Origin of the sequence: Leptospira perolatii (assembly GCF_002811875.1) — a bacterium.
Taxonomy (GTDB): Bacteria; Spirochaetota; Leptospiria; order Leptospirales; family Leptospiraceae; genus Leptospira_B; species Leptospira_B perolatii.
Genome location: NZ_NPDZ01000034.1, coordinates 1 through 1,902, shown reverse-complemented (window position 1 = coordinate 1,902; position 1,902 = coordinate 1). Strand labels below are relative to the sequence as shown.

Sequence of the window (1,902 nt, the reverse complement as noted above, 5' to 3'; positions counted from 1 at the left end):
GCTGTATTGGAAGCATTGGAAAACACAGGAGCCTTTACTGATGAGATGGCGAAACTGAAGTTTTTCCAAGGGTTACCGACTGCCGACAGAACAGAAGCAGTAACATTACAAAAGTGGAATGAAGCAAAGGCAAGTACAACCAACATAAAAGAAGCACAGGTCCTATTTAGAGACTTGAAATCCACACTGGAAAATCTGGATCACAATGGGCAGCCAATGCACACCGCCATGGACCAGATAGAAGCTAGTTTAGCAAAATATGAAGTATTAAAAACAAAACTTGCTAGCGGGAATTATGAGCTAAGTAGCGAAATCACAAACGGAATGGAATCGCTCAAAGAATACGCGTGGGAAGCGCACAAGGGGAACTTGACGCAGGCGTTTTTGGCAACGAGCCAAGAAAATGTTTCTTTGGATGAGTTTTTGACTGCGCTGAAAGCAGGAAAATACGTACTACCGGGACAAAACGGAGGGCGAGTAGAAAGAAGCTCCAAATTTCTAGGACAGAATTTGACGGATTCACAGCTTGCAGACTTGAAGGATAGCCTTAAGGTGTATGCGGACCAGTTAAAGATCACAAATACAAACTTAGGAACGAATATCGACGCGATACTCACAGTAACAGATCCACAAATAAGAGAAACATTAAAAGCGCAAGCATTGGCTCTCAACTACGATAGAATCCAAACATCCTTGGCACAGGGAACACTCGTAAATGTGAGTGCACTACAACCGGAGTTGAAAGAGTACGGAATTGTATCGAATTACCAAGCGTTTTTAAGTTCCAACAAGAACTGGAATGAGAGTAGCGAAGCGGACAGAATCTCTGCAAAAAATGAATACTTGCTACGAGTCGGGACTGGTAACGGCGAAGATACGATCTTGGCGGATTATCTTACCAATTATACCAACAGAAATAGCGCGTATTATTTAAAAACGGAAAGCTTACAACAAAGAGATGCACTGGCTGCCTATTACAACGATGCAACAGCTAACACACTCAAGGCGGATGACCTAACTGCACTGACCAATTGGCTCAAGGACAAAAAATACGAACCGAGTCTTGTGACTTCTCTGAACAAATCAGTAAGAATGGAAACGATCCTCTCCGGATATGTCGGAGAAACGGAAGAAGAGTATTTTACATACCTCGGCACCAAACTAAGCGGAGGAATTACAGATTCCGAAAAAGAAGGACTGATCCTCGCGAAAGCCGGACTGTACGATCCGTTCAGCTCTATGAATCCATTTAGAACCTCATCGGCAGACCAATTCCTAAAGAGCTTTGCCTACAAAACAGGATTTACCGACTTTGTAACCAAACTCGGAACGGAAGATGTAAGTTTTACTAAACAAGCGATCGAAGCAAATCGGACCGAGCAAAACCAGAAATTTGCGTATGATATCGTAAAGAAAAACGTAATCGTAGAATCCTATTTAAGCTATATAAACATTGGACCAAAGGGACAACTAGAACCAAGCGACGACCAAAAGATCACAGATCGATTGAGAGAGTTAGAGTACCAAGCAGAACAAAGACTGGGAAATTTCCTAGGACTGGTAGAAGGATACAAAAGCGTAGCATTTGATCCATCGAAGGAAGAAGCGAATCCGAGTATCCGCCGTGCACTAAGAGACTTTAAAGATACCGGATACGAAATTAAAGATACAGTATATAGCAAAAACGCATCTGGGGACTATTCCTTCAAAGGCGGACTGGATAATCTGTATGGAATTATAGAGAACTACGTCGACAACAACCTACCAGGAAGAAGCGCAGTCAGCGATCCGTACGCGGAGACAACCCAAGCAAAAGGCAGTATGACAGGATCTGCAGACAGCATCATCACCTCCGGAAAGAGCATCGGAATCCTAACCGGAATAGCAAATACATACATAGAC

1 pseudogene is annotated in these 1,902 nt (G+C 43.1%); it reads left to right on the top strand.

Features of this window, described 5'->3' with window-relative positions:
* Nucleotides 1–45 precede the first annotated feature (45 nt).
* Nucleotides 46–1,902: pseudogene (locus tag CH373_RS18455) on the top strand (hypothetical protein); the annotation flags it as partial.